The sequence below is a fragment of the Lysinibacillus contaminans genome, from assembly GCF_001278945.1.
GTDB lineage: Bacteria > Bacillota > Bacilli > Bacillales_A > Planococcaceae > Lysinibacillus > Lysinibacillus contaminans.
Genome location: NZ_LGRV01000003.1, coordinates 1,264,684 through 1,289,162 on the forward strand (window position 1 = coordinate 1,264,684; position 24,479 = coordinate 1,289,162).

Here is a 24,479-nt window from a genome sequence, read left to right on the forward strand (position 1 = left end):
AGAAAACTAAATAAAAAAACAAGTGAAAAAAAACTAAATCGTTTCCTCCACCTGTTTTTGTTGCTCTTATGATTTTCAAATTGCTATTTGAATCGCTAGATAGATCTTACCTCTATGCTTCACTTCTTCATTAGTTTTTGAACTGTTATAAGTAATTCATCTAATACTTCATCGTCACCTTCGGCTAAACGATCAACCACACAGCCTTTTAAATGACCTTCAAGTAAAATTTTCGCGACACTATTCAATGCAGACTGAGTAGCCGAGATTTGCGTGATAATATCATCGCAATACACGTCTTTCTCAACCATCCCTTTGATGCCACGTATTTGACCTTCAATACGATTTAAACGAACAGTTAGATTTTTCTTTACGCTCTCTGGGTGATGACTTTTACGACACGTGACAGATTCTTCTGTAGATTGATTTAATTCTTCTGTACTTTTTTTCAAAATAAAGCCCCCTAACTGACTACTTTCTTTATTATACACAAATATGTTGGATAAAATAGTCACAGGTTCTTCACTACTTCAGATACAAAAAATTCTATTTATTTCACTGGAGATAACTTATCTTCGTTTCTCGCTTAATGATGATGGTGGGCATGTGCGTTTGGTTCATCTGCTTTAGCTGTACATAAAATCGAATTATCATGTTGATGGGCCTCTGTTTCGAGTTGAATCGTTACATGCTGAATATTTTGATGTTGTAAATCATGTTCGATTGTACGTAGTAGTTTTTCACTTTCTGCAATCGTCATTTGGTCATCAACAACTAAATGGCAAGACAAAGCATTTAAACCACTTGTAATCGACCAAATATGCAAATCATGCAGACCTTTAATTTCCTTTGTTTGTTCAATCGTTTTCACAACATTGTCAACATTAACATTTTGAGGTGTACCCTCCATCAATACGTGTAGTGAAGCTTTTGTTACATAATAACCACTTCGTAACACAAGTACCGCCACAATAACACTTGCTAATGGGTCTGTCCAACCCCATCCAAAGAACATAATCAGTAAGGCTGCAAGAATGGCACCAACTGAGCCCAGCATATCACTAATAACGTGAAGGTATGCCCCACGCATATTCAAATTTTCTTCCGTGTCACCGCCTCGCATCATAATCCATGCTACAAGGATATTCACTGCCAACCCAATACTACTGATGACAAGCATTCCTGTTGTCGCTACTTCTGGCGGATTCGCAAAGCGTTCAATTGCTTCAAAGAAAATGAAGAGAGCGATGAGTATTAGCGTCACACCGTTAAAAATAGCTGCTAATACTTCAAAACGTTTATAGCCATAGGTTTTACTATAGTTGGCTGCCTTTTCCCCAAACGTAAAAGCTACTAATGCGATTCCAAGGGAAACTGCATCACTTAGCATATGCCCTGCATCAGAAAGCAGGGCTAAACTGTTCGTCACATACCCCCCTACCGCTTCAACAAACATATAACTAGTAATAATTAGAAATGAAATCAGTAGTACTTTTTTATTTGCACCATGTGCATGATTATGATCATGATGACCAGACATATTAATCCCTCCATCTAATTTCTAAATTAGTTTAATACACAACTTATATATGATTATATGTTCATATATAGATAATATATCCCCTTTTATCTATTGTCAATACATATAATTTGAGGGGTATATGGTTTTCATCAACATTAAATCGCATTTAATATGAAAAAACTCTTTATAATTTAACATTATTTATAAAAATAAATTTCATTATTTTCATACCTTACACGGGTATAGTAATATAACTCCCATAGGGAACAGGTGATTATAATTCACTTACACAGCTAGAACATCCATTAATCAGGTGATAAACTCACCTTTTATACACCCGTTCTACACCCCTGTGTACAGTGTCTGCAATTATGCTCACTATTATTTGGTGTAAGGGATTTATCCCCTTAAATACATACCCCCTATAAGTATCAGAATTAAAACAAAAGGAGTTTTTAGATATGCAAAATATTATATTTAAAGTACAAGGGAGGGCATGCGGTAGCTGTGTAACCCAGTTGGCAATAGCATGTACAACATTAAAGACATTATAGTAGTTGATGTGGATGTAGCTGAAGTCTTGTGTCAGTGGAATAGGAAGAAGCCAAGCAAGAATCGAGCAAATGATTAATGCTAGTAAGCTAAAAGAAAATTTATAATAAAAAGCACTTTCGACAAATTCAAATTTCGGTTACTACAAGTTTTCGAAAGTGCTTTTTCAATAGAAAGGTAAATGTTGTTATGTCTGAAATTGAAAAAAAAATCAAATTAGCTGTCAATGGAGGTATTGGCTTTGGTTCAAAGCTTAATGCCAAGCAGCTGGTATTCCTCGCTGAATATTTAGGAGATCAAGAATTGGAACTGACGACGTTTCAGCAACTTTATATAGAAGCCGCTGAAAATGATGTTGAGTTTATCACAAAAAAGTTTAATGAAGTTGGATTATCTGTATACCCTGTCGGTAATTACGTTAAAAGTCTACGTCACTGTAACTTCTGCAAAGGAGAAGAACAAGAAGGAATGCCAGTTGCGAAAGAAATCAACCGACGAATTGCTGGAAAACCCGTTCCCTTCACACTTCGCCCAGCATACGCTGGTTGCCCTATCGGATGCGGCGAACCCCTTGTGAATGATATTGGAGTCTTAAAAGTTAAAAATGGCTTCGATTTATACATTGGTGGCAATCCTAAAGGAGCTGAAGCACGTGTTGGAAAGCTCGTGAAAGCTCAATTACAACCTGATGAACTATATAGCCTTATCGACAAAATCTTAGTTGTTTATATAAAGCATGGGAAGAAACGCGAATCCTTTTTCAAATTTCTAAATCGATATGGTTTTGATACGCTCCCAGAACAGGTTTTAATAACAGAAAGATTATAATTATCATTGATATAAATATTACATTAAAATATACCACAATATAAATTAAGCTTTATACCAAAATCAGTACTTGACAGCACACTCTACTACAGGCGGACGCGTTCCGTTCTATTTGCTTATTTATAGTGGGGTTATTTTAAGTCAAGTACATGTTTTGGGAATGACCCATAAATAATAACCAAAAAAATCAAGAATGTTGTTAATCAACATTCTTGATTTTCTAATGATGACTATTTAGAAAAAACAAATTAGTCACGTACAATATAATTCTCTGCAAAAGATTTATATTGTAATCAGTTTCGGCTTTCAATATATAGTAATTAGATCAAAGATGTTTCTCGATTCCTTCAACCATTTAGCAATATTCACTCCTTTTTCTCTCCGTTCATCGTAAGGTGTAAATGTCACAGTTGGCATTTTCTTTTTCACAAAAAATCGATACATCGCACGAATAATAACACCTATAAAAAAAAACTCACCAGCGTCATACTGATCGATAAAAACGTCATTGTATCCACTCATTCATTCTCTCTGGATAGCTATTATCGTAAATATCAAGTACCGCAGTGATAGCTTGCCCGCTCTGCACTACCTCTTCATCTGTAGATTCTACCTGCCAACCGTACTGCTTATACAAATGAATATTCCCCACATACATTGGCTCCAAATCAAATTGCTCAGAAATTGCTTCAAGACCCCTATGCTCTCCGTAGATAATTCGCTCCATTGCCGAATGAGGATTTTTAAAAACTGGAATCCCATCATCATTAACTACAATTTCATAAGCTTCTAGTGGCTCAAAAAATGTTGTGTTAAGCGTTGATGTGTCATATGCCTTCGTAAATACATTTATTGGCCATTTTTTCGGTATATCATGTTCTTTTCTAAATTTTTCAATGTCGACTGCGTATTCTTTTCTAAAAATACTTATAGTATCTTCCATAAATGTTTCTGAGTATTCTGCCTGACTCTCTAGTACTTTTAGTAGGAGGAATTGATTTTGAACGCGTTCTACCTTTTCAAACAGTTCATCGAATGTCACATTATAGAAATCTAATACGCGTTGTAATTCATTAACAGAAGCCTTTTCAAAGTATGTAGTTGGCGCTTTATAATAGATCTCTGTACTGATTTTCTTTTGTTTAGCAATATCTTCTGCAGTAAGCGTGATTTGATGTTCCTTAGCATAATGTCTTATTGCCTGCTCCTGTACTAAATCATTAAAACTTAGATAGCTGATTTCATCTTCCGTAAAGTAATATGTATGAAACTCTCTATAAAATGATTTCATCTCTTCAAATTCAGACTTATCAATTACTTCTAGCGTTGGTCTGTTCGTCACTAAAGATGAAAACACGACTATACTTCCTCCAATAATCAATAACAATGTAATTATTTTTTTCGTCATAACTTTCTCTCCTCCCAAAACTGACCTTGCAAAACCTTCTATTATTGTACATTTCTAAAAAATCAGAAATTCTATTAGAATAGTATAGTATCTATACTTCTCTTGAAGATTAGCTATAGCAAACTACTTATAACACTACGACAGTTTTCCTTTGGTTCGGTGCATTGATTTCATTGGCAGCAATCGTGACTGGTTCACTTATTGCACCTCTTGGTATGACAAAGGGAGTGCAAGCAATTCTGATTTGGCATTTTATTGACGCTATCATTTTACAATTAGCTACTTGGATTAGCGCAAATAGTCGCTTGAAGGCATGGGAAGCAACACGCATTTCCTTTGGATCAAAATTTTCTTATGTTTTAACTATTTTAAACATGCTGCAGCTTGTTGGTTGGGGCTTCCGTCATAATCGTAACAGGCACACAGCATGTCGAGAATCTTATTAGGCCTTGTTATTTTAACAATTTGGGCGCTTGCTATCTGTGGCACTTTATTGATTTTGATTTTTGTAGGCTTGAAAAATGTATCAAAACTTAACATACCATACTCATAGTATCGGTATTATTTTTATTTACATTATTACTAACTTACGCGACTTTCAGTGGAAAAGCTATCTACACTGTCAATGCATAGAATCACTCTCTCTTTGTACATCCTTTGAGTTAAGTGCAGATATGTCGCTTGGCTAGCGTTATTCTGGAATTATACGCGTCAACGAAAAACGTACTGGCACGACATGAGATTGTAGGTTACACAATCGGACTTGTGATTTTATATTACAATTTTGCTAGTTTTTTATCCCTTTCTCTAAAGCTTAAACTACATATTTTATAGCATCTAGAACATTTTAGAAAAGGAGGAACATGATGAACAGACATAGAAGACGAGGTTTTTGTTATCCTGGGTACAAGTACTGTGGTCCTGGTTGTTCTGGTCCTGGTGAACCAACTAATCCTGTTGATGCTTGTTGTAAGTTACATGACGAATGTTATTCAAAATACGGTAGAACAAAGTATTGTGATGATATGTTACAAAATTGTTTGTCACCAAAAATCAACTCTCGTAACAAAATGGGAAGAGACGCAAAATTATTCTACAATTATTTCAAATTGCGTAATACCTTCTTATAAACTAAATTACGCTTATTATTTAACTAAAATCAACCAGTCTTTTCTTCGTAAAACTTTCGGTAGAACACCAAAATCCCGTTGTTGCACAAGTCCCATTCAAAACAGGTAGTACAAAGAATCATGCATGTGAAACCCAATAATAGCAAGGGTTTAAGACCTTTTTCTCATGACCTTCTAGTGCAAAAAATTCAATAAAATGTTTTCAATCTCTTCCGATGAAACGTTTGTCAAACTGGTCACGACGCGTATCAATTTGCCTTCGTAATCCATAAATCTCAAGGAACAACGACATTTTTCCATTTAGGCTTAATTAGTTATACAGTAACTTCATCTTGTTAAAGCGAAATAAATAACATACAACCAACTGAAACAACCATGTATGATAGCCCATAATATTGAGTGATTTACACTCCATGATATTGTGATTGCTAATGCAGCACCAAATCCAATCCCATTTTTCACTACTGTTTTATTTTTCATCTTAAAATCACCTTTTTCCCAAAGTATTCACAATTCGTTGTCAATATTATTCTCTATCAGGCGTGTTGTTAATTATATTTAAACCAAATTAGGATGTTGCACCTTTCTATATAGCTACTATACAATGGATGCAAAAAAGAGGTACTCATATAGAGTACCTCTTTTAGTAACTAGACGTGCTAGAACACTAGAAACTATTAAAGTTTGATAATGTTTTTAGCTTGTGGTCCACGGTTACCATCTTCAACTTCAAATTCAACTTTTTGACCTTCGTCAAGTGATTTGAAACCTTCGCTTTGGATCGCTGAGAAGTGAGCGAATACGTCTGCTTCACCTTCTACTTCGATAAAACCAAAACCTTTTTCTGCGTTAAACCATTTTACTGTACCTTGTTTCATTTAAAAAACCTCCAAAAAATTATTAATATATAATTTCTTCAAAAAAAAATTCACATATTACAAAAAGTACCGAACGAACGCGATTACTCTTTGTAATAGGCGAATTCAATGTTCCTATGAAGGAATATAATTTATTATCATAAGTGTATAACAACTCAATCCATTTGTCCAGTGATTATTCAAATGAAGATTTAATACTCATTTATGTAAGATTGCTTGTAACACAATTCCCTCGGTTATTGGCTGTTTATCACGTTTTCTCACCTTTCATATATCCATTGTAAGCTACAAAGGAAGCATCTGTACAATACCCTTATTTTACGATGTTTTCTTTTAAACCTTGCATCGGAAATGCCTACATATAGAACGAACTCTTTCCAAAACTTTATACATATGCACAGCTTTAATCAGAGATTCAAATGCATTTATCCGTTTTGGGTATATATCTACTTCAAAAGCCATTTAATTACTTATGCAACCTATAGCTTTTTAGCTTTCGTTTATTTACCTACATTAAAGGTAATAATTAGCTAAAAATAGTATTGCATATGATGAAAGGTGTGGCACTATGAAGGTTTTATTAATCATTTCCAGCATTGCTGTTCCAATTGGTATGTTTTATCTAAAAATTAAAAACAATAGTTTCCGATTGATTTTTAATTTTCTCTCGGTTGTATCGACCATTATCTTTGGAATTATTGCATCTACTTCTATTTATCAGATCATAAAAGACGACGCAGTATTTATGACTACTATTCACGCCATTTTCCTTAATCCTCTCTTCTTGGTAACAGGTGCTTATCTTGGCGTATTCACCATTTACAGATTGATGATTCTTACGATGGATGAAAAATAATACGCTAAACCAATGCTTCACAATTTTTATATACTCTACCCTTAACACATTTTACTTTTAAAGGAAAAAATGAATAAATTTATTTTATTTGCCCATCCTAATCTCTAATGGAAAAACTATTAACGAGTTAGGAAGTGCATTTATGAAAACACAAAACGTTGAAGTATTTACAATATGGACTCATCTTTGTTCAAATAACGGATTTATTGCTACGAATCACTCCTTTTGCAATCACACTGAAGATATAGAGTTAAAAAAAATGATCAAAGACTTTACGGATTGTTTAAAGGAGGAAAATAAGCACTTAGAAAGGCTTTTAAGAGGAAAGGGCATCACACTTTCGCCTTCACTTGCTGTTAATTCTGATGTACAACTTGAAGATGGAGAATATCGTACTGATACGGTGATCAGTGCAGCTCTTTCGATGAATATCGCTACTAGTTTAGTTACGACCAGTATAGCTCTCGGCAAGTCAACAAGTGAATTTCCATTTTTGATGTATGGGCATTTTCATATGAAAAAAGCAGTACTAGGTGCTAAGTTATTACAACTAAGTAAAGATAAACGCTGGCTTGTTATTACACCTACTACACCTTTAAATATCTGTTAACGCTTTAACTTAGAGGTTCTCTTATTAAATCGAACAATTCTATGCTATTAGTATTCAAATAAAACAGCCACGCACTACGAAGTTAGAGATGTAAGTGAATTATTTTTTCATTCATTGTGGTGGTGTTCCATTAAGAATGTAAAAATCGCAAATAGAGACATTTTCCAAAAAGCACTCGAGGATTATGTTTAAAATGAGAACTTTACTATTTGAGTGAACTATCTAATTCCTATAATACAAAGCCAGCCTTTTTTTGTATCTTCTTTTATGCTCACCGTCTGAAATCATATGCTTTCAAATAACTGCTTGATCTCTGTTTTGGTTTTATAAGATTTCATATGATAATTGATTTTGTAGATTTCAGAAATAATCATAAATTCTCCACCTTGTTTTAATACTCGAAATACTTCTTTTACGTCAGTTGCTAGATTTGGCCAAAAATAGTGAGTTTGGAAAGCAGTTATTTTATCAAAAAACTCCTCTGGATATGGAATATTTGAAACACTTGCTTGCCTTACGATTACTTTGCCTCTCGCTACATCTTCCTTATTTGCTTTTGTGGTATCTTTTACAGCTTGCTCTGAGAAGTCAATTCCATAGATTTTACCGTTCTTATTAATTTTAGATAGTGACTGAATGGTTTTCCCGCCTCCGCAACCAATATCTAATACAATATCCCCGTTTTTTATGGCTCCACTTTCGATAACCCATTTATTCATTCCGCTATGAGCAGCATTCATAATGCTTAACATTGTTGAACCTACAAAACCTTTTGGATTCTTAGCTTGTTCAATTAATCTTTGCAGTAATGACAATTGAAATCCCCTCCCTCATCTTATATAAACTTCCTACAACTTTTTCCGCTTCATGTGAATCTATGATTGTAACCCTATTAGATGCAAACTTACTATATGGAATGTCTGGAATTACATAATAAAAGTAAGTAAGACCGGTTGCTCTCATCTTGTTTGAGCGCTCAACTGCTGTCACACTTTTATAATAGTGTTTGCTTATTCAAAACTCTTCGGAAATTTTTTCTTTCATCATTTTGTCTTTTTTCTTAATCCAATTTTTTTCATACTTCAGCTTTGAGATGTCCATTTCGTAGTTAACTCATTTATATAACCATTAAAGCTAATATAAGTATACATAAAAATGTAAATTTCATCTTTAAAAGAAATTAAATCCCATAATTATGTAGGTAAATCTCATAATTATGGGATTTATTCTATTTTAGTGGAGACTATCAATATCGAGGATTGTATAGTACGTAGTCAAAAATGTAGGGTTATGTAGCACGCTTAACAAACCATTCATTATTATTAATGAATCGGATCATTAATTAAACGGCGTTCTCGTTCATCTAAAATTTGATCTATGATATATTCTAACTCTTGTTCAATACGCTGATTATTACGATAAATAATGTCAGCAATTGCACCTTTTTGACTTTCACTAATTTTAACTTTTTCTAATAGTTCCATTATTTCTTTTTTCGAAAACCCTAGCATTTATTTTCACCTCTCATTTCATTCGAAATCCATAATAAAACCCCTGATGTTAGAACTATAAATAACAATATATCCCCTCTAATTATAGGGTAAAATAGAACTATTAAGCAACATAAATCATGTTTTTTAACCATTATTTTCCCTATTTTTGACTTACTTCATTTTCAACAGACCTTTAAATATAACAATTCATTTGACATATTCGTTGTAATTTACTCCCTCAATTTCATAAGCTGTAGAAAAAATAAGGCGTTTTTAAATGTTTAATTTTCAAAATCCTTTTCAGCAATATGCAAATGACACTTGGTAAGTTCATATTGGACGGAATTTCCCAAACACTATTCATAGACGTGTGTATTAAAGCGTGCTGGAGGACCGTATAACATTTGATTTACTTAACAATGACGGCCTATAAATCTCGGTGAAGTGGGATTATTGCAGGAAGAACTGCCTTTATTTATCGAAGCATTAGCGAAAAATCATGTCATTATAAGTGCGATTCATAATCATTGGATTTTTACGAACCCGACTCTTTTGTATGTCCATTTTCAATCGGTAGAGCAACTTCTCACATTCGCACAAGAAACAGTTGACTTTTACCATGAAGTTGCTCGAAAAGCACACGACACATTCATAAAAAATGTATTTGAGCATGCCCCTGTTGATGAGTAAAATCATGCAATTTGGTTTTTGTATTTCATGAACCTTGCGTAGTAAATTTCACTAATATCCATCGCAAATTTTTTAAAAATATTTGATGTTCGGGTTCAAAATCATAGACTTTGCTTTCTTGCATTACCCGTTTTACCTGAGAATCAAACCATTTAGTCTTAATTTATTTATGTCATTAGCAAAATAAAATCAGTTGAATCAGCCAAACACCATTGTTTTATGTAATAAAAGAAAATCGTTTGCCATTTTATATACAGTGGCCTCTATTTATAATGGACAAAAAACGAGTTGCTTCCAATCTCAAGTTGAAACAACTCGACTCTCACATATTATTTATCGGTACGCTATGTGGTTTTTTTTATAGTTTCATTTTGAATCATGGTCTGTACTTCTACTAATAGTTCATCTGGAAATTGAAATTCTTTTGATAATTCTTCTACATCGACGGCTTCTGGTCCACTTATAATTTTCACAATCCGTTGTATCTTTTCGTCTGCGATAGGAGGCATCGTGGAAGTATTGACAATTCTCGATGAGGCATCACGTTGCCAGTTCACCTCATCTACATGTCCTTGAATATATACATTGCTATTTTCCTGAACGACTGCTCCCAGTTTCACATTGGATAAATTTGTATTTATTATCTCGATTAGCGAACCATTGGTAATCGCAAAAAACGTGCGCTCTGTTTCATCTACTTGACTATTCTCCACACGTCCAATCGATTTATCTGACCATAGAATAGAATACGGCCCCTCGACACAATCGACAAACTGACTGTTCGCAATCTCAAAAATAGAATCAATACAAGAAATCCCGTTGCCTTCCATATGTGAAAACGTACAATTATCCGTGAATAATCGGCAATTATTTAAATACACCAGATGACTCCCAAGTTCGCGTATCGTCGTATCCTTTAGCATAATTTTCGCATGATCATTCCCAAAAATACCACCAGACTGTCCAATCTGAATAACTGTATTATCCATTTCCAAGCCACTTGCATCGACAATTACATGAAACAGTTTATGGTTTGTGACTTCGCTATCCGTCACAATAACATCGGCTTCATTGACAAGATGAATCCCCGTTGTACTTCCGTTCTTCACACAACATTTACGTATTTCTGCTCTACTATTTTCAATAAAAATCTGCGGCTTCGCATGACCATATACATCACAATCATAAATTATAGCCTTCGACAGTTCCCCAACGTAAATACCCTTACCTTGTCCATCAGCAAAGACTGAGTTCACAGCTCTCAACTCACTTTTATACACAATAACATCCGTACTTACATGCTGTTTTACAACACAATTATCCATGATTACTTTTGAGCCTTCCAACGCTTGAATACCTGAACCCTGCCCTTGGTGAATCAGCGTGTTTTTTACCGACAATGTACTATTGGCTGTAACTATTTGTGCTTTGTCATGCCCATGTATCTCACAATCGACCAAATCCATTTTTACATTTTGTAGTGCAAAAATCCCGTTTGCTTGCCCCTCTAATAATTTACTGCGTAGCATCGTAAGTTCGCTATTTTGCACAATAATTTGCGCTTTTGGATGATGTTGAATCGTAGAGGTTTCCAGCATCACACTAGATCCATTATCAATTCGTAAACCGTATGGAATTGCCGGGCTACCTAAGATGTCTACATTTTTCATCGCTAAGCTACCAAAGTTAACCGTTACTTGTGCACTGCCTGTTTGCTTTTCCACAACACAGTTTTCTAAATGTAGATTCCCTTTAATATACAAGCCTCGCCCCTGACTAAAGCGAATATTACACATTTCAGCGTTCACATTGTAGCGAATGAAGACACTCCCTTTAATCGTGACATCCCCTTTTCCATAAAGCTTAAGGCGTTTCGAAACGTCAACGATTTCTTCATAAATACCACCGTTAATTTCTATCTGGTCACCAGCTTCAGCATCTTGAACCGCTTGCCCAATGGTCTGATAGCGGTACATAAGACTTTTTTTCACGATTATTGTCTTCATACACACGTCCTTCCTGTCTTATAAGCATTGTATTTCATTCAAACACACCTTATTTTTTTCCAATATTCTACTAATCAGTATATACCCCATGAACTATATGTTATTCAATAATTGAAGGGCTTATTCTTGATTAGCACTAAAGTTACGTACATAAAAGAAGAGAGCGCAAAGGAATTTAATCCTTGCGCTCTCTTTGCGGTTATTAAAGGTATGTGGTTGCATAAATTCGATGTTCAATAGCTCCACACTTACTTAATCTATACAGATTCAGAAATCCCCTGCACGTTTTGTACTACTGCATATCTCTTATACCTAGATAATTACTTTTATCAACAAGTAGTACAAACCTAGTCTGGACTAGAATTAAATCCTTGTTAGTTTTTGTTTTCATCTATAACATGGTCTTCAACAGCAGTAATTCTATGTGGACTTCCCCAAAATGGTTTTCATTATTTCCAACACACACACTCCCTTGATGCTGCTTAATCACTTTCTCTGTAAATGCTAAGCCTAGTCCATAATGTCCATTCTGTGTGCGCCCATAATTTTCTGTATAAAATAATTGTGTTGCTTTTTGTAGTGCTTCTTCTGAAAAACCTGGTCCGCCATCAATGACAACAAATTGAACGATTTCTTGTTCTTGTTTAACTATTAATTTTACAATTTTGTTTTCAGGCGTTCTTTCCATTCCATTTAACAGTACATTACTTATAGCTCTAATCACCAAATGAATATCTATAAAAAGATGTATCTCTTTCATTGTTAGATTTTCTATTATCACATTATTATTCCTGAAATCACCAACTTCTTTCTCGAGTAAACTTAGTAACTGATTTACCGATACTATTTCTTTATTAAGCATTATTTCTTTTTCATTGAGGTTAATTTCAATTACTTTTTGTATATATAATTCAATTTGTTTGATAGCATTCATAATATCCATAAAACTTTCTTCTAATTCGTCATCCATTGCTAATTCTAGTAGTTCAATATTCCCTTTAATAATTGTTAATGGAATCTTTATATCATGTATTAGGTAACTAATTTGCTCCGTTTTCGAGTTTTTACTCTCAATCTCATTTTGTATCGATTTTATTAAAGCATCAGATAAACTTTCCATTGCTCCCATTACATCTTTATACTCAATAAACTTAACTTTTGGAAACTCAATATTAAGGTCTCTTTGTTTTATTTTCTCAGCTATATTTATAAGTTTTTGATTTTCTTGAAGAATGATTTTCCTGAATTTTCTGATGTAAAAGAATATAATAAAGCAATATAAAATTATAGAAGTAACTAATATTACTACTCCAACGTTCGGTATAATTTTTCTTAATACTGGATCCGCAAATTGAACTTTCAGATTATAGTAAATCAAAATTGTTTGATTTTTACTTTCATATTTTAAAAAAGAAACTGTTTCATCATTCTCTTCATTTTGAAAAGTTTTTACTGCTTTTTCAACCATTCTAAAACTCAAATTACTTTTAACAATTTCATTTGTGGCATTATTGAAAATCACAAAATCAAGTTCAGGAGGAATCAAATTAAGATCAATATCGATTGAATGTTCGATGGAATCTTTTATTTTTTCAGATTTTTTTATCGGGTCATTTGCTGGAAGCAAAAAATCATTATTAAACCCCCATATAAAAATGTAGATATTCGCCAAAACTATCAATAATCCCAAAAAAACGATTTTCAAGATCCATTTTAAAAAATAAATAGATAACGTATTCTTTAATCCCATTTGTAGCCTACTCCCCAAATAGTATTTATAGGAGTTACATTGTAATCTGTAAATTTTTTTCGAATTACCCGAATATGCTCAATAATCGTTGAAATTTGAGATTCACTTTCGATGGAATAAATCGAGTCATAAATGTGTTCTTTTGAGAAAGTCTTACCTTTGTTTAAAGCTAAAAGTTCACATATTTTATACTGCGTCTTTGTAAAACTCACTTCTTTTCCTTGAACCATAACCCTTTTCGCTTCTATATCAATTAAGATATTCCCATCAATAAAAGTACGATTTAAATTCTTCTTCGGTCTATTTTCCCTTCGCAAATGAGCCTCAATTCGAGCATTCATTTCATGGATGCTAAATGGCTTTAGAATATAGTCGTCCCCTCCAATAGATAAACCTTTTACAATGGAATTTTCATCACTTTTTGCGGTCATAAATATGATAGGTATATCAATTAAAGGCCTTAACTTTTCACATATTTGAAAGCCGTCTTCTCCTGGCATCATGACATCCAATAAGATAATATCAAATTTATTAATTCCCTCTAACGTAATTTCATTTATACTTTCAAGAGTTGTCACTTCGTGTTTCTTCAATTCTAACGCTTTTTTCACTAATCTTAAAATCGTAACATCATCATCAATAGTTAAGATATTCGCCATAACAAAACACCTTTTCAATATGAAATATTCTACTTGTCCCTTCTTTAATAACTAGCTTTTCTCCCGTCCCAATTTTTGAACCACAAAATACTTATTACGATTACACTAAGCGTAATAATAAATGCAGTTACACTTCCTTTTAATACACTTGTATATTTATCTACTAAGATTGATTGGCTAAATAAGTGTGTGCTGAAACGATTTGGCCAAGACCAAGGTAAAAATATCCAAACCTTATCTACTACTGAAGTTTGTGACAAGGCTGCTATGATCAATCCTGCAAATCCAGCTATACTGCACATCCCAATACCGTATTTATAACCAATCATTAAATAGAGAAAATACTGAAAAACACCGCAAATAATAAATACCATACCCGTCAAATAATAGTGAGCAATATTTATTTCAGCCACTCTAACTAAATATGCCAAAGCAAACGTATAAAGCGATATAGCTAAAAGTATAGCAAAGCCATATGAAACAATCATCATACTTATTTGGCTGCTAAAAGTTATAGCTTTGCGTTTAGTTAACCGAAGCATATTTTGAAAGTGTCCCGCTTCTTCTTCAGAATCAGAAACAACGCCGCAAATAATGGCGATTATTAGTGGTGTCCCGATTCCTAGTAATTCAAAGAAAAGACCATAAAGAGCCTGTGGATTTATAAAATCTTTTCTCACAGCTATATACATCACCAAAATCCCCGATATTGTTAAAGGAGTAAATAGATGCAGCAACAAAAACAAACTTCTCTTCCTTTTTTTAAATTCTGCTAACAGACATCTATAATGTTGAATCAATTTACCTCACCTCTTGTTTTGCGAAAGATGTTGTAGTTAAAAATGTAATAAGGAAAAATAATAAAATACTAAAAAAGATTGCAATAGGTATGACAGAACTGCTCAACAATTCACTCTCTGGTGATAAAGGAATACCATTTGAATGCAGATGGTTTAATGGCATCTGTACTCTTTGAGACCAAGCCCAAGGAACTGACCACCAATGTTCGGTTGCCGCATAGAATGTTCCTAAATTTAAGTTAAGCAAGCAATTAATAAGGAGGGTGGTAAACAGATTGGTTTTACGTGAAAGCCACAGGCAGAGCGGTATCTGCCACAATGTAGTTATTAACGTCACTAATATTGCTAAAACACAATCAATTAATGATACTAAATAAGGGCTTGTCTTTATAATTAAGCTTGTTACAAGCATTACAGCTATTAAACAAACAGAAGCTAGAATTGCCAACCATGCTATTAATAAAATCCTACTAATTTCTTTTCTTTTTAAATCTATTGGTAAACCAACAATCGTTTTAAATGCCGTAGATTTTTTTTCAAGATTATTTAATAGCCCGGCAGTTAGCGCAATCAACACTGACAGCCACAAAACACCCCAGTGATTGATAATTGTTTCTATAGAAAACTTTAAAATTTCAGGACCTCCTAGAAATCCAAAAGCAACTGCAAGAGAAGAACATAGTAAAGGAATCACTAACGTCATTTTCCATATATTTGTTCGTTTCATTTTTAAAATTTCTGATTTCAAATACACATTCATTCAATACACCCCCTACTGCATGCTATGTTTTCTTACAATATCTGTGAAGAGTGTTTCTAGATCTTCATTCGAATTGTATTTCCCTTCATATCCTAAATTTCCATTGCTGATAATGGCAATATCATCCGCTAAATGCTCCACCTCAGATAACATGTGACTGGATAAAAGCACTGTAATCCCTTGCTCTGGAAAAGAACTGATAAGTTGTCTTAATTCCTGAATACCAATAGGATCTAATCCATTTGTTGGTTCATCTAAAATTAATAATTTTGGATTATTTAATATTGCCAAGGCAATGCCCAAACGTTGCTTCATCCCCATTGAAAAATTCCGCACACTTTTATTTCCCGTATTTGTTAGACCAACAATTTCAAGGACTTCTTGAATTCGTTCTTTAGGTAAACCCAGGATAGTTGTTAAGACACTTAAATTTTCTTTGGCTGATAGGTTTCCGTATAAAGGTGCAGATTCTATTAGAGAGCCAATATGGATTAAGTCTGCTCTACTCCAATTATGACCATCAAAAATCACTTCTCCGGAGGTTGGTTTAAGTAAACCAGAAATTATCTTAAGGGTAGTAGACTTCCCAGCGCCATTGGGACCCAGTAAACCATAGATAGTATTTTTGCGTACCTGGATAGTTAAGTTATTTAAAACCGTTTCTTTCCTATGTTTCCGTGTTAAATTTATTGTTTGCAAAATATATTCTTTTTCCATTTATAAACACTCCTTTCTAGCAGTTGAAAATTATTGTACCTACTAAAAATCAAGATTTTATCAATATTTAACGATTAAAGTTGTACAAAAATAAAAATATTTGTTTCAAATGATTCCGTTCAATCCAAACACTACTTTTATTTCCTTCCACAGAAACGTCATTAATTATTGCATTCTCGTGCGATTTCTATATAATTAGCAATGAAGAAGAGACAAATTCCACAGACATTTCGTCGAAGTAATCATCTCCATCGCAACTAAGGAGTGTTCAAATGAAATTTAAAACTGAGTTACCTGAAAACTATGCAGACTTGAAAAAAGCTGCCAATTATACATCTAGCTGGCGTAATCGTTTAGATGCTGTAAAAGCACTAAGTGTCTACAAGCATGAAAAAGTGATTGATTTACTAAACAACCGTGTTAAAGCTGATACTGTTTTCACAGTGCAACAAGCTGCTTTTGAGGCGCTAACAGCCTTTGGCGAAGATGTTAAACCACCTGTTCGTCGTAAATTCGAGCTAATTAAAGGCGCTGATAAAGTGTTCATACGCGTGAAGAAAAGCTTACCTGCTGATCATACAATCACAGATTTCGCTGAAAAGCTTAAACGTATGCGTCTAGATGTATATGATGCCTATGAAGGCCACCATGGCGAGAATTTCCTTTCTTGGCTAGAAACAAAATGGCAATCAATCTAAATGCCAACATAAAAACGCGTTACGAAAAATGAAAGTTTTTCGTAACGCGTTTTTTGTTGCTTATTGATTATTATTTTTTGCGTTTCCACATCAAAATTCCAAGGAGCGCGCTAAGGATAATGATACTACCGATTAGCCAATAAGGGTTACCATCATCGATATGATCCGTGTTATCACCAGTTACAGCATCATCGATAGTGCTAGTTGGACCATATGAAAATCCACCCATTTGAAGCAATGAATGCTCACCCATATCAGGTTCTAGGTTCGCTGATAAAATGGAAATATAATCTTCTTCGTAAGCGTTGCATCTGGTTGTTCCAGATCTAGCTTACCATGAAATAGTGCAGTATTAATTTCTTTATAGGTAATATCTCCATCCAAAGACGAGAGATATTCTTCCTTAAGTGCTGATTGTGCATATTCGTCAACTGTCGTTCCTTCTAGACCAAAGAAGCCTCCTACTCAACCAGCAAAATCCTTGCGCGATAAATTTTCTGTACCGTTTAACACCATATCCACACCATTATAACCAAGAAGACCAAGGCTGTGTAACACCATGATTTCTTGTAAATTCGGCGTTGATGCGGGTACATCTGTAAAGAGCATGCCTTTATCTGCTGTATGTGCATGAGCCACCGGAGCGATAAGTAGTGTACTCATTTGTATATATCTTTTCAAAAATATTCCACTTTTCAATAATGTAGTATACATACTAAACTATTGAAAGTATGAAATTCGCTTAAGTAATAAACTACCAATTTTTTCTTTATTGACCCAGGTTGAATTGTTTTTAACTCATTGTATCCAATAGATAATCTATCATTGCAACAAACTTACTAAAATAAAAACAAGTCTTATACGTAAGCGATATTTGAGACTTACGTATAAGACTTATTATTTATTAATTCGTATTTGTTTCATTCGTATTTGTATCATTAGTTGGACGCTCACCACGTGCAGGCATATTGCCTCCACCGCCTGGACCATCCATCATACCACTACTTTGCTGTTCAGCGATACCGTCTTTATTGATGTACGTCATAACTGAAGCCTGCTTAAATTCCACAGATTGCGAGCCATTTGTGTACGTCGCATTTTCGTAAAGACCATCTTGACTGTCCCCGGTTACTGTCCCATCTGAGCTTAACGTATACGTCTCACCTTGCTTTAAATCAGGTGTACTAATTACGATAGACTGGAATTGTTTTTCAGGCGCTATAGTGAAGATCGATTTACCATCACCATTCGCTATATTGACAGTTGTTGCGGCTTGCTGCGTCTCATCGAATGTCATCATAATAGCCGCTTGTGTGGAAGAATCCGATAGGCCTAACGCCATTCCGCTACTACCAGATGCAATAAGTGTGCCACCTTCAATTGTGAAAGTGCCATCATAATCGAGTGGAGCGTTGCCATTATTCGTAGGTCCATAAACAACTACTGTACCTGCAGTCATCTTGATGGATGAATTGGAATCAAGTCCGTCACCATCCGCATTGACATACAAGTAGCCTCCTTCTATTAATAACAGGCTATCACTTGTCGTAGTAGTCGTACTTTGCGTTTCCCCCGGCATGCCAAGGTCTGAACTACCACCATTAATGTTTATGCCATCATCTGCGGCTATAACACGTACATTACCATCCGATAACGTCACATTGACTCCTTCAATACCTTCATAGCTTTTTTCAATGTTCACTGCACCACCAGTAATGAGAACATCTGTATCTGCATGCACGCCATCATCTCCTGTTGACACTGTGATATCCCCACCTTGAATTGTTAAATCACCATTACTATGCAGTGCATCATCAAGCGCATCAATAGCAATTGTACCACCCATAATTTGCATGTTTGTACCCGCTTTTATACCTTTGCCACTCACATCTTCTTCTTCAGTAGTCGTTGTTTGTTGCTCAGAAACTTGTTCCCCATCTAAACTTGAATCGGTTTGATTTTGCTCATTCTGGGCTTGTTGTTGATTGCCAGCACTCTGCGCCATTTGACTCGGATCAATATCACCATTTTCATCAGTTGGCATTTCTGGTCTTGTTCCACCTTCACCATTCTGTGGCATTTGAGTAGGATCAAACTCACCGTCTTCACCAGTTGGCATTTCTGGTCTTGTTCCACCTTCACCACCCTGTGGTATTTGAGTAGGATCAAACTCACCGTCCTCACCAGTTGGCATTTCTGGTCTCTGGCCACCTTGCATCATGCCACCACCCATTTCCTGCGAAATGATTTTTTCTGGGCTACCGCCACCTGATGTAATCGAATAAGTTCCGTCCAGCACAGAGACTACTTTTTCCGCTTGAATACCGTCGCCCTCTGCTGTAACCGTCAGCGTGCCACTTTCTAACACGATATTTCCTTTATCGGCATCTTCATCGTTTGAGGCTTTAACGCCATCACCAGCCGCTTCAATCGTGATATTCGCGTCACGCATCGCAAACACGTCACGCCCCACAATACCATCATCTGTTGCGTGAATTGTGATGTTCCCTCCTGTCACAAGAAGTTGGTCACGTCCAGTAATGCCGTCTTTGTAATTAGCATTGACTGTCAGGGCACCTGGTCCGTTAATGGTTAAATCGTCCTTACTAAAAATGGCTGCACCAGGATCATCTGTATTATCCTCATACACATATTGCGTGGCATCCGTCAGAACATTTTCCGTTCCATCCTCTAGTGATATAACCGTTTTATCAGACTGTTTCACATAGATAGGCGCCGTTGTTTTCGAGGTAATATTGGCCCCGTTTAGTACAAGGCGAACCACGCCTGTATCTTCGGTATCTATAATAATATTACCATCAGACAAGTTTCCTTCTAACACATAAGTACCTGATGTTTTAATGGTAATGACTTGTCCATCGACTAAAACGCCATCACCCCCATCTACATCCACTGATGTGTCATTCAACATTACTTTTGTAAAGTTTTTACTTTGCCAAGCGGTGTAAAAATCCTCGTCCATATAATTGACATAGCTACTAACAATGGCTTCTGTATCCACTGATGTTGTTGTTTTCTCCTCGTTACAGCCACCTAATACCAATGCCGATCCTATAATGACTGGTGCTAAATATTTATATGTTTGCATCTTCATGTCCCTTCCTTTTTATGAACTTCTATGTGCTTACAATACACAAGAAATGTGTCAGGAAGATGTTAAAACGAAAAAAACACTAGCATTTCAGCTAGTGAGTATATTATGGATGCCATTATATCGTATGAATTTTTTGTACTTCTACTCTCCAAAAAACGGTTGCTTAATCAAAACGTTAACCAACATATAGAAGTTAAACATACGATGAAATGTGCTAGCGTTATATTACAAGTCCTCTAATCCCAATAATTAAACATAACTTCTCCTACTGTTTCGCTACGAAAACGCTTTACATATTTCCATTCCATTTCTGATAAACTATGCAGATGTTTATCCTGTTCTAGTGACGTATCTAGCACTGCTGCTTCTAAACATTTACGCATTGGAAAATATTTGTGTAGCTTTGACTTTGTTAAAAAGTTTAAAATCAGATTCTCCTCTTTTTCGGCAAACGCAACATAGGGCATGAGTCGGTGATGAAGAATCGTAAATTGTTCTTCATCAAGCTGAATCATTGCTCTCATATACACATTTGAAGGATCATCACCAAATTGTAAAGCTTTTGCCCGTGGCTCACTTGTTACAAGATGATAGACCATTGACTGAAACGATTGCATATCTTGTTCAATTAAATGCTCTGAATCAAAACCAGAAATCCCTTTCGTTAATCGCATTCAACCACCCCTTTATCCATTTGTTTACATTTCATTTATACCCCTTTATATCCCTGTCAATTCAATCAATTCATTGAAATGCATAAATAATCGAGGAAATGGAATTTTATCGTTGTAATCGAATACTTTTTACTATAAAGGAGGTGACATCCTATGAGAAAAACGTTATTAAATAATCTATTCGTTTTATGTGCATTACACAGCCCGCTCGATTTCATAGTCAATCCGTAAAAATGGCAGTCCAAAAATGCGCATCGTATGAATCGCTGTCATAGACGTTTCCCTAGTAGCAGTAATAGTGAAATGCTCATGCAATGGTAGTTTGAATAGGAAATCACGTATAGCTAAATAAATGCCAGCATCTTCAGTGTGCTTACTCGTTAAATGCAATTCGCCATTCTCTTCAAATAAGTACAAAACACCGATCATCGTAGAAAAAGGTAGTGGTAAGGCAATATTCATATAGGTTGTTTGCGCAGTTGTATGCTGTGAATAAATGGCTACAAAGATTGTTTGCCCCTCCATTTTACGAATCCATGCGCGTGGGGATTTGCGTCCATCTAACTGCTCGTCTACTTGGACAATGGCACCTGTCATCTCAATCGGTTGGCTAGAAAAAGGAAGATTCAGTTGCTGCATCCAACGACTTATCCCTTGAAATATAAAAGCAAAGGGCTTAAACCACGTGCTCCATTGCACCGAAGCAGTCAGCTTATACTTATGTGTTTGTTCATAAAAATGTGAAATAGCCAGTGGCAGCTTCGATGTATCCACATAATCACTTAAATCGTCAACTAGACCAGGATGTTCTACTCCTGTTTCAGCTAATTTCCCGCGAATTTTACTTACTGGAAATGTGTAAACTGATTGCGCTGATTTTGGAACGACCAACGCCCAAGCGAAAACTCCAACACCACCAAATAATACACAGTTAAAGAAGCCATGGAATTTTAGCATATCTGGAATACCAACAATAGATGTTCCTATTAAATTACCAAATGCATAAAGAAGAGACCATAGAATCGTCACACATACTGCACCGTAGGAAATACATAAAAACAATCGCTGCCCTCCTGGAAATCTAGTTTTCATTGCCAAAATAAACAACCAATAAATAGCAACTATATAAAGCACGACTGACACGACTTCTACAATGGTAGAAAACGTAATACCAATTGCCACCAGCATTGGTCCAGCTAATAGAATAACCACCAGAGCATTGTACCACTTGCTTTGATGCAATCTTCCGAATAACCCCACTGAAATCGCTAATAAACAAGCCGAATAGTGAAAGTGTATCCCCGTTAACCATGTAATAAGTGGTGTAAAACCAGTATCAATTTGCGCTGTAAACGCGAAAAACCATAGTCCACCGACAAATAAGTAAACTAGCCCTACATCAATGGCGATTTCAGCAATATTTGTAAAGCCACGCTGTAAAAATCGCTTCACACCTTGGAGTGCAACAAATGCCGTATAGCATAGATAGACCAGTGCGAGTACAATGGCTATTCCACCATCAGACCACCAATGCAGCATTGTTACAGCAATCATCATAACAACGAGAATGGCATCTTCACCTTTTCTCAATGGAACCACCATTTTTAACATGGCCGGTACAAATAGTAGTTGAGCTATCGTTAAAAGCATCATATAGTCTGGTTGCTTGCTAAATAAATAACAAACAACAGTCAGTACCATTCCTAAAAGCAGGACGGGGCTAAATAGATTGTTGCGTAAATTCACCAGCATACATCATCAGCCTCCCAAACAATGGATTATGAATCGACACATGAATTGTGTATACTTGTCGCTTATCATCAAACCCTTCCTCAACTATTACGCGCCCCTCTAAAACCTTTGGGATCGGCAACTCCACTTTCGGCAAGATAAAACGCTGTATACCTGAACGGATAAGCAATCTTCCATCTGTCGTCACAGTAAAATGCAAATCAGAATAAAAAAGTGATGGTGAACCTAAATAATCCTTTACCACTTTTCTCACAGGATCAATCGTCATTCTTGCATTAAAATGCCTCGTTTTTTTCTCAAAATTAAAGCTTCTTTCCCATAATACTTCTAATTCTCCACTTGGTAGTACTTTACATGTATTACGAATCGAAAACGGCACATTTTCACCCGATTCAGGAAATAAAAACTTCGTTCGTGCAGCTACGGCATAAAAAGGACGCATCCAAGCTGCACCTGAATCAATCTTTTGCATTAAACCCGTTGCAATAAATGGCTGATCAATCGGTAAAGCATAACGCTGTTGTAGCATAGGATGTAGGCTGTTGAAATCTTCACCTAATAATGTTTGATAAATCGTCAAATACTCGCACCTCGCTTACGTTTACAACTTTTTGCACTCGGCAAATCTTTACTGAGGATGAAACCAACAATCGCTAGTACCCATAAGGCAACATTCAATGTTACTGGATTGAAAGGCGCTGTTGAGATACTGGCATCAGACACTACTGCACTAACCGTCAACAGCGGAAACAGCATAATTTGCAAGCCAAAAAGTAAGCGTTTTCTCCGCGGCAATAGCCAGCACAAGGCGAATATGATTTCACAAATCCCTATCCAAAACACCGCTTTTGTTGCGGTACTCGCATGAAATCCACCCAACGCTGTTAACATCGCCACCTCGTCTGGATGTTGCATGAGGACTTTCGGAACAAGCCCATGATAAAACCACACGAAACAAAACAGCATACTAATAAGCATCGTTAAAAAGAAACGGCGATATTGTGAGTATGGATTTTCCCCTTTTTCTAGCCACCGCTTCAAAACATCAAAACTTAGCGCTGTTGCCCACCCCATCGCCGGACGAAAGACATTGTCGAGAACGTCACCAAGTTTTCCGTAGCGTACGTCATAGTCATACTGCGTTAAAAACGTCAGTCCGCTATCATGAGGAATGTACTGCCAGTATCCTTTCCCTTCCGCTATTGGTGATATTTTTTGCGGGGTGCCAAAATGGAGAGAAGATGTTTTTGTACCGTTTTCTTTGTGATGTGTCCCCTTACTTTCACCCCAACCACTCACCTTCAGCCCAGGCATAACCTTTGTTTCATATGTAAATTGTTGCGCATCTTCCGGCGACTTCTTTTCAATATATGTAATGGACGTGAAGCGCAAATCCCACTGCTCATGGAGTTTTGGGTTTTGTGTATACGCCCAAGCTTCATCTATTGGCGCTTGTATATCGATTTCTACATAAATGGATTTCTTCTTCAAATAAAATTCCTCCTAACCGATGATAGATGAATCATTTTCATACCTTACTTCCCTATTTATTCAATACCTACACATTATTGTGAAATATCT

27 protein-coding genes and 1 pseudogene are annotated in these 24,479 nt (G+C 35.5%); 7 read left to right on the top strand and 21 right to left on the bottom strand.

Translation table 11 applies throughout. The features are described from left to right. Window positions 1–119: 119 nt before the first annotated feature. Window positions 120–452 (bottom strand): metal-sensitive transcriptional regulator, encoded by a 333-nt coding sequence (locus tag AEA09_RS08340; protein ID WP_053583395.1) that lies wholly within the window; start codon window positions 450–452, stop codon window positions 120–122. A 134-nt stretch (window positions 453–586) separates the two neighbouring features. Beyond that, a complete protein-coding gene (locus AEA09_RS08345) occupies window positions 587–1,540 on the bottom strand; it encodes a cation diffusion facilitator family transporter (protein WP_053583396.1) in 954 nt (317 codons plus the stop codon). Window positions 1,541–2,263: 723 nt separating this feature from the next. Between AEA09_RS08345 and AEA09_RS08350 the strand changes: the two genes are divergently transcribed. Beyond that, window positions 2,264–2,902: an NAD(P)/FAD-dependent oxidoreductase gene (locus AEA09_RS08350; protein ID WP_053583397.1), complete on the top strand. Its 639-nt coding sequence runs from the start codon at window positions 2,264–2,266 to the stop codon at window positions 2,900–2,902. Between the two features lie 306 nt (window positions 2,903–3,208). On the opposite strand, the gene AEA09_RS08355 is transcribed toward AEA09_RS08350, so the two are convergent. Together AEA09_RS08355 and AEA09_RS08360 are read right to left on the bottom strand one after the other, a co-directional pair. Then, window positions 3,209–3,424, bottom strand: coding sequence for a hypothetical protein (locus AEA09_RS08355; RefSeq protein WP_053583398.1), 216 nt, complete (start codon window positions 3,422–3,424; stop codon window positions 3,209–3,211). Beyond that, a complete protein-coding gene (locus AEA09_RS08360) occupies window positions 3,408–4,310 on the bottom strand; it encodes a hypothetical protein (RefSeq protein WP_053583399.1) in 903 nt (300 codons plus the stop codon). Before AEA09_RS08360 ends, AEA09_RS08355 begins: the two co-directional genes overlap by 17 nt. A 173-nt stretch (window positions 4,311–4,483) precedes the next feature. Here AEA09_RS08360 and AEA09_RS08365 point away from each other — a divergent pair, with 173 nt between their 5' ends. Then, window positions 4,484–4,756 carry a hypothetical protein gene (locus AEA09_RS08365; protein ID WP_053583400.1) on the top strand — a complete coding sequence of 91 codons (273 nt, stop codon included), beginning with the start codon at window positions 4,484–4,486 and terminating at the stop codon, window positions 4,754–4,756. A 420-nt stretch (window positions 4,757–5,176) separates the two neighbouring features. After that, window positions 5,177–5,440 (top strand): Parvovirus coat protein VP1-like protein, encoded by a 264-nt coding sequence (locus AEA09_RS08370; protein ID WP_053583401.1) that lies wholly within the window; start codon window positions 5,177–5,179, stop codon window positions 5,438–5,440. A gap of 327 nt (window positions 5,441–5,767) precedes the next feature. Here the strand turns inward: AEA09_RS08370 and AEA09_RS20160 are convergent, their stop codons facing one another. Further along, on the bottom strand, window positions 5,768–5,920 hold the full coding sequence (locus tag AEA09_RS20160; RefSeq protein ID WP_211263238.1) for a hypothetical protein: 153 nt from the start codon (window positions 5,918–5,920) through the stop codon (window positions 5,768–5,770). 197 nt (window positions 5,921–6,117) lie between these two features. Then, a complete protein-coding gene (locus AEA09_RS08380) occupies window positions 6,118–6,318 on the bottom strand; it encodes a cold-shock protein (RefSeq protein ID WP_053583403.1) in 201 nt (66 codons plus the stop codon). 568 nt (window positions 6,319–6,886) lie between these two features. Here AEA09_RS08380 and AEA09_RS08385 point away from each other — a divergent pair. Beyond that, the gene (locus AEA09_RS08385) at window positions 6,887–7,174 is read left to right on the top strand and encodes a hypothetical protein (RefSeq protein ID WP_053583404.1); all 288 of its coding nucleotides are present in this window, start codon (window positions 6,887–6,889) and stop codon (window positions 7,172–7,174) included. Between the two features lie 142 nt (window positions 7,175–7,316). Next, entirely contained in the window at window positions 7,317–7,784 is a 468-nt protein-coding gene (locus AEA09_RS08390) for a DUF3231 family protein (protein WP_053583405.1), read from the top strand. Window positions 7,785–8,071: 287 nt separating this feature from the next. Here AEA09_RS08390 and AEA09_RS08395 read toward each other — a convergent pair. Both AEA09_RS08395 and AEA09_RS08400 read right to left on the bottom strand, forming a co-directional pair. Then, window positions 8,072–8,599 (bottom strand): annotated as a pseudogene (locus AEA09_RS08395) (class I SAM-dependent methyltransferase); the annotation flags it as partial. 507 nt (window positions 8,600–9,106) lie between these two features. Next, a complete protein-coding gene (locus AEA09_RS08400) occupies window positions 9,107–9,295 on the bottom strand; it encodes a hypothetical protein (RefSeq protein ID WP_053583407.1) in 189 nt (62 codons plus the stop codon). A gap of 411 nt (window positions 9,296–9,706) precedes the next feature. Here AEA09_RS08400 and AEA09_RS08405 point away from each other — a divergent pair, with 411 nt between their 5' ends. Beyond that, window positions 9,707–9,967 (top strand): DUF1259 domain-containing protein, encoded by a 261-nt coding sequence (locus tag AEA09_RS08405; protein WP_169778076.1) that lies wholly within the window; start codon window positions 9,707–9,709, stop codon window positions 9,965–9,967. A 344-nt stretch (window positions 9,968–10,311) separates the two neighbouring features. On the opposite strand, the gene AEA09_RS08410 is transcribed toward AEA09_RS08405, so the two are convergent. From AEA09_RS08410 to AEA09_RS08435, 6 genes are all read right to left on the bottom strand, one after another. After that, window positions 10,312–11,973, bottom strand: a complete 1,662-nt coding sequence (locus tag AEA09_RS08410; protein WP_082332600.1) for a right-handed parallel beta-helix repeat-containing protein — start codon at window positions 11,971–11,973, stop codon at window positions 10,312–10,314. Between the two features lie 391 nt (window positions 11,974–12,364). Continuing rightward, window positions 12,365–13,723, bottom strand: a complete 1,359-nt coding sequence (locus AEA09_RS08415; protein ID WP_053583409.1) for a sensor histidine kinase — start codon at window positions 13,721–13,723, stop codon at window positions 12,365–12,367. After that, complete coding sequence (locus AEA09_RS08420; RefSeq protein ID WP_053583410.1) at window positions 13,714–14,382, bottom strand: response regulator transcription factor; 669 nt, start codon at window positions 14,380–14,382, stop codon at window positions 13,714–13,716. The genes AEA09_RS08415 and AEA09_RS08420 overlap by 10 nt, the downstream gene beginning before the upstream one ends. Before the next feature lie 44 nt (window positions 14,383–14,426). Continuing rightward, complete coding sequence (locus AEA09_RS08425) at window positions 14,427–15,182, bottom strand: lantibiotic immunity ABC transporter MutG family permease subunit (RefSeq protein WP_053583411.1); 756 nt, start codon at window positions 15,180–15,182, stop codon at window positions 14,427–14,429. A 1-nt stretch (window position 15,183) separates the two neighbouring features. Continuing rightward, window positions 15,184–15,942 (bottom strand): lantibiotic immunity ABC transporter MutE/EpiE family permease subunit, encoded by a 759-nt coding sequence (locus tag AEA09_RS08430; RefSeq protein ID WP_053583412.1) that lies wholly within the window; start codon window positions 15,940–15,942, stop codon window positions 15,184–15,186. Between the two features lie 12 nt (window positions 15,943–15,954). Continuing rightward, window positions 15,955–16,659, bottom strand: coding sequence for a lantibiotic protection ABC transporter ATP-binding protein (locus tag AEA09_RS08435; protein ID WP_053583413.1), 705 nt, complete (start codon window positions 16,657–16,659; stop codon window positions 15,955–15,957). Window positions 16,660–16,931: 272 nt separating this feature from the next. Between AEA09_RS08435 and AEA09_RS08440 the strand changes: the two genes are divergently transcribed. Then, window positions 16,932–17,357 (top strand): HEAT repeat domain-containing protein, encoded by a 426-nt coding sequence (locus tag AEA09_RS08440; protein ID WP_053583414.1) that lies wholly within the window; start codon window positions 16,932–16,934, stop codon window positions 17,355–17,357. Between the two features lie 70 nt (window positions 17,358–17,427). Here the strand turns inward: AEA09_RS08440 and AEA09_RS19905 are convergent, their stop codons facing one another. The 7 genes from AEA09_RS19905 to AEA09_RS08470 form a co-directional block, all read right to left on the bottom strand. Then, the gene (locus tag AEA09_RS19905) at window positions 17,428–17,595 is read right to left on the bottom strand and encodes a hypothetical protein (RefSeq protein ID WP_156312104.1); all 168 of its coding nucleotides are present in this window, start codon (window positions 17,593–17,595) and stop codon (window positions 17,428–17,430) included. A 227-nt stretch (window positions 17,596–17,822) separates the two neighbouring features. Next, window positions 17,823–18,038 (bottom strand): hypothetical protein, encoded by a 216-nt coding sequence (locus tag AEA09_RS08445; RefSeq protein WP_053583415.1) that lies wholly within the window; start codon window positions 18,036–18,038, stop codon window positions 17,823–17,825. A 223-nt stretch (window positions 18,039–18,261) separates the two neighbouring features. After that, window positions 18,262–20,466, bottom strand: a complete 2,205-nt coding sequence (locus AEA09_RS08450; RefSeq protein WP_053583416.1) for a carbohydrate-binding domain-containing protein — start codon at window positions 20,464–20,466, stop codon at window positions 18,262–18,264. 242 nt (window positions 20,467–20,708) lie between these two features. Then, window positions 20,709–21,146, bottom strand: a complete 438-nt coding sequence (locus AEA09_RS08455; protein WP_053583417.1) for a hypothetical protein — start codon at window positions 21,144–21,146, stop codon at window positions 20,709–20,711. A gap of 195 nt (window positions 21,147–21,341) precedes the next feature. Beyond that, window positions 21,342–22,898, bottom strand: coding sequence for a YndJ family protein (locus AEA09_RS08460; protein WP_053583418.1), 1,557 nt, complete (start codon window positions 22,896–22,898; stop codon window positions 21,342–21,344). Then, complete coding sequence (locus tag AEA09_RS08465) at window positions 22,867–23,478, bottom strand: DUF4166 domain-containing protein (protein ID WP_082332602.1); 612 nt, start codon at window positions 23,476–23,478, stop codon at window positions 22,867–22,869. The genes AEA09_RS08460 and AEA09_RS08465 overlap by 32 nt, the downstream gene beginning before the upstream one ends. Beyond that, window positions 23,475–24,389, bottom strand: a complete 915-nt coding sequence (locus AEA09_RS08470) for a DoxX-like family protein (RefSeq protein WP_053583419.1) — start codon at window positions 24,387–24,389, stop codon at window positions 23,475–23,477. Before AEA09_RS08470 ends, AEA09_RS08465 begins: the two co-directional genes overlap by 4 nt. Window positions 24,390–24,479 lie beyond the last annotated feature (90 nt).

What these genes read in the sequence shown, in the direction of transcription:
- AEA09_RS08345 (WP_053583396.1), bottom strand. Translation starts at nt 1,540, where the DNA reads ATGTCTGGTCATCATGATCATAATCATGCACATGGTGCAAATAAAAAA.
- AEA09_RS08415 (WP_053583409.1), bottom strand. Translation starts at nt 13,723, where the DNA reads ATGGGATTAAAGAATACGTTATCTATTTATTTTTTAAAATGGATCTTG.
- AEA09_RS08370 (WP_053583401.1), top strand. Translation starts at nt 5,177, where the DNA reads ATGAACAGACATAGAAGACGAGGTTTTTGTTATCCTGGGTACAAGTAC.
- AEA09_RS08400 (WP_053583407.1), bottom strand. Translation starts at nt 9,295, where the DNA reads ATGCTAGGGTTTTCGAAAAAAGAAATAATGGAACTATTAGAAAAAGTT.
- AEA09_RS08360 (WP_053583399.1), bottom strand. Translation starts at nt 4,310, where the DNA reads ATGACGAAAAAAATAATTACATTGTTATTGATTATTGGAGGAAGTATA.
- AEA09_RS08455 (WP_053583417.1), bottom strand. Translation starts at nt 21,146, where the DNA reads ATGCGATTAACGAAAGGGATTTCTGGTTTTGATTCAGAGCATTTAATT.
- AEA09_RS08380 (WP_053583403.1), bottom strand. Translation starts at nt 6,318, where the DNA reads ATGAAACAAGGTACAGTAAAATGGTTTAACGCAGAAAAAGGTTTTGGT.
- AEA09_RS08440 (WP_053583414.1), top strand. Translation starts at nt 16,932, where the DNA reads ATGAAATTTAAAACTGAGTTACCTGAAAACTATGCAGACTTGAAAAAA.
- AEA09_RS08355 (WP_053583398.1), bottom strand. Translation starts at nt 3,424, where the DNA reads ATGAGTGGATACAATGACGTTTTTATCGATCAGTATGACGCTGGTGAG.
- AEA09_RS08420 (WP_053583410.1), bottom strand. Translation starts at nt 14,382, where the DNA reads ATGGCGAATATCTTAACTATTGATGATGATGTTACGATTTTAAGATTA.
- AEA09_RS08410 (WP_082332600.1), bottom strand. Translation starts at nt 11,973, where the DNA reads ATGAAGACAATAATCGTGAAAAAAAGTCTTATGTACCGCTATCAGACC.
- AEA09_RS08450 (WP_053583416.1), bottom strand. Translation starts at nt 20,466, where the DNA reads ATGCAAACATATAAATATTTAGCACCAGTCATTATAGGATCGGCATTG.
- AEA09_RS08435 (WP_053583413.1), bottom strand. Translation starts at nt 16,659, where the DNA reads ATGGAAAAAGAATATATTTTGCAAACAATAAATTTAACACGGAAACAT.
- AEA09_RS08350 (WP_053583397.1), top strand. Translation starts at nt 2,264, where the DNA reads ATGTCTGAAATTGAAAAAAAAATCAAATTAGCTGTCAATGGAGGTATT.
- AEA09_RS08460 (WP_053583418.1), bottom strand. Translation starts at nt 22,898, where the DNA reads ATGCTGGTGAATTTACGCAACAATCTATTTAGCCCCGTCCTGCTTTTA.
- AEA09_RS08385 (WP_053583404.1), top strand. Translation starts at nt 6,887, where the DNA reads ATGAAGGTTTTATTAATCATTTCCAGCATTGCTGTTCCAATTGGTATG.
- AEA09_RS08430 (WP_053583412.1), bottom strand. Translation starts at nt 15,942, where the DNA reads ATGAATGTGTATTTGAAATCAGAAATTTTAAAAATGAAACGAACAAAT.
- AEA09_RS20160 (WP_211263238.1), bottom strand. Translation starts at nt 5,920, where the DNA reads ATGAAAAATAAAACAGTAGTGAAAAATGGGATTGGATTTGGTGCTGCA.
- AEA09_RS08390 (WP_053583405.1), top strand. Translation starts at nt 7,317, where the DNA reads ATGAAAACACAAAACGTTGAAGTATTTACAATATGGACTCATCTTTGT.